A 2,012-nucleotide genomic window follows, 5' to 3' on the forward strand; every position below is an offset into this window, starting at 1 on the left:
ATACCTGAACTAGCCGTTACTGCTTTATTAAAGGTAACAGTGCTATCTTCATCTGCATGATCTCCTCCAACAACATTGATTGTTGGAGTAGTGACTGCTTCTTCAAATAACGCAGCACCACCATAAGTCGTTGTACCAATAGTTAAAGTGTCTGCGGCAACTGTACCTGTAAAGGTTACTAGTGATGGCGCTTCTGAATTCGCACTATTAATCACTTTAATTTCTGTCGTATCACCATCTGCGGCTTCGCTAATAGCACCCGTTACTGATTTTGCATCGGTTGCATCAAATAATAAAGTACCTGAGTTAGTGATTGTTGCAGTGACATTGTCGCTAAACGTTGCAGTGGTACTTGCAGCATTGTTAATATCTGTTGCCTCAACACTTCCACTAAATGTTGTGTCTTGATCAATATTAATTAACGCTAAAGTATTAGCAGTGTTTCCTACCGTACCACTAAAGGTCGTACCACCAGTATTAGTAATTTGTACCGTTCCAACCCCATCGCTTGCACCAAGTACAGATCCTGCAACAGTAATTGCTGCTGGTGTTCCTGCAGAGGCTACTAAGAATGTTGCACTAGAGTTAATTGTTGCTGACGTATTTAACGTAACATCATTTTTAAAGGTTGCAGTTTTACTTGCTGCAATATCTAAATTATTAACCGTTACTGCACCGGTATACGTTGACGTTTCATCAATATCTAACGTACCTATTCTAGTGCCACCAATTGTTCCACTAAATGTTTTATTAGCCCCAGTTACTTGAATAGTTCCATCATTTGCAGTTGCTGCAATGATTGCTCCTGAAATAGTTACAGTATCACTGTCTGCAAAAATAATTTTAGTTACTGCACTGTTGGTTCCATCATCTAAAGTAGTTGTAGTAGTGTCTAAATCTCCATTAACAGTTACGGTACTATCTTCAGCATTTGCATCTCCACCATAGATATTTAAATTAGTAACAGTGGTATCACCATTTAAGATTACCACACCTGATTTGGTTGTAGATCCAACATTAAATGTTCCAGCTGTTACATCGGTACTAAAAGTAACTGAGTTCACTGCACCGTCATCGGCCTCTATGGCATTTAATGTACCTGATCCAGTAATTGCACCGGTATGAGTAATATTATTGTTACCATTTGGTGTTAACGTTAATGTACCATCATTGGCCGTTGCTGCTGTAACATTTAACTTAAAGGTTGCGGTACCATCGTTATCAATATCAGTTGCACTTACTGCTGCATTAAAGATACTAGTGCCGTCGATATCAATTAAAGTTAATAATTGAGTTCCACCAATTGCACTGGCAAAGGTTTTCGTAGCACCTGTGATTTGTAATGTTCCCTCAGTTGTTGTACTTCCGTTGATCGTACCAGTGATTGTTGCATTATTAGCTGTTGCAAAGATAATTTTTGCATCTCCAGTGTTGTCATCTAAAACAATTGTTGCAGTTAAATCATCGTTAAAGGTTGCAGTACTATCTTCATTTGCATGGTCTCCTCCTGCAATAGTTAAAGTAGTTGCAGTTACTCCTGTTGAACCAGTGAAAGTTGCTTTACCAGCTTTTGTCGTTGAACCAATGTTAATAGTGTCTGCTGCTACCGCTGCACCTGAGAAAGTAACCAGTGATGGCGCAGTATCTGCAGTTGCAAATAACACGTTAATTTCATTACTTGTACTCGTGTCAGTAATATTACCTGCAACAGTAATTGCTCCTGTATAAGAAATAGTTAAGTTACTAGAACCATTTAAGGCAATCGTAGTTGCAGTAATTGCATCATTGAACGTTGCGGTAACACTTCCTGCAATATCAATAGTGGTTGCCCCTACCGTACTTTCAAATACTGGTGTTGCATCAATATCTAAAGTACCAACACTTGTTGAACCAATAGCACTCTTGAATGTTTTAGTAGCACCAGTTACTTGAATAGTTCCTCATCGCTTGAAGCCCCATCTATGGTACCAGTAATATCTACTGAGTTATTTGCAGCAAAGATAACTTTCGCA

The 2,012-nt window shown here is 38.8% G+C and carries 2 protein-coding genes; one reads left to right on the forward strand and one right to left on the reverse strand.

Features of this window, described 5'->3' with window-relative positions:
* On the reverse strand, positions 1-1,664 hold a 1,664-nt coding region (locus tag ACTTBN_RS03110; RefSeq protein WP_440680929.1), incomplete at its 3' end, for a beta strand repeat-containing protein.
* A 121-nt stretch (positions 1,665-1,785) separates the two neighbouring features.
* Between ACTTBN_RS03110 and ACTTBN_RS03115 the strand changes: the two genes are divergently transcribed.
* On the forward strand, positions 1,786-1,932 hold the full coding sequence (locus tag ACTTBN_RS03115) for a hypothetical protein (protein WP_440680931.1): 147 nt from the start codon (positions 1,786-1,788) through the stop codon (positions 1,930-1,932).
* Positions 1,933-2,012 lie beyond the last annotated feature (80 nt).

Origin of the sequence: Candidatus Pelagibacter sp. HIMB1623 (genome assembly GCF_052047695.1) — a bacterium.
Lineage (GTDB): Bacteria > Pseudomonadota > Alphaproteobacteria > Pelagibacterales > Pelagibacteraceae > Pelagibacter.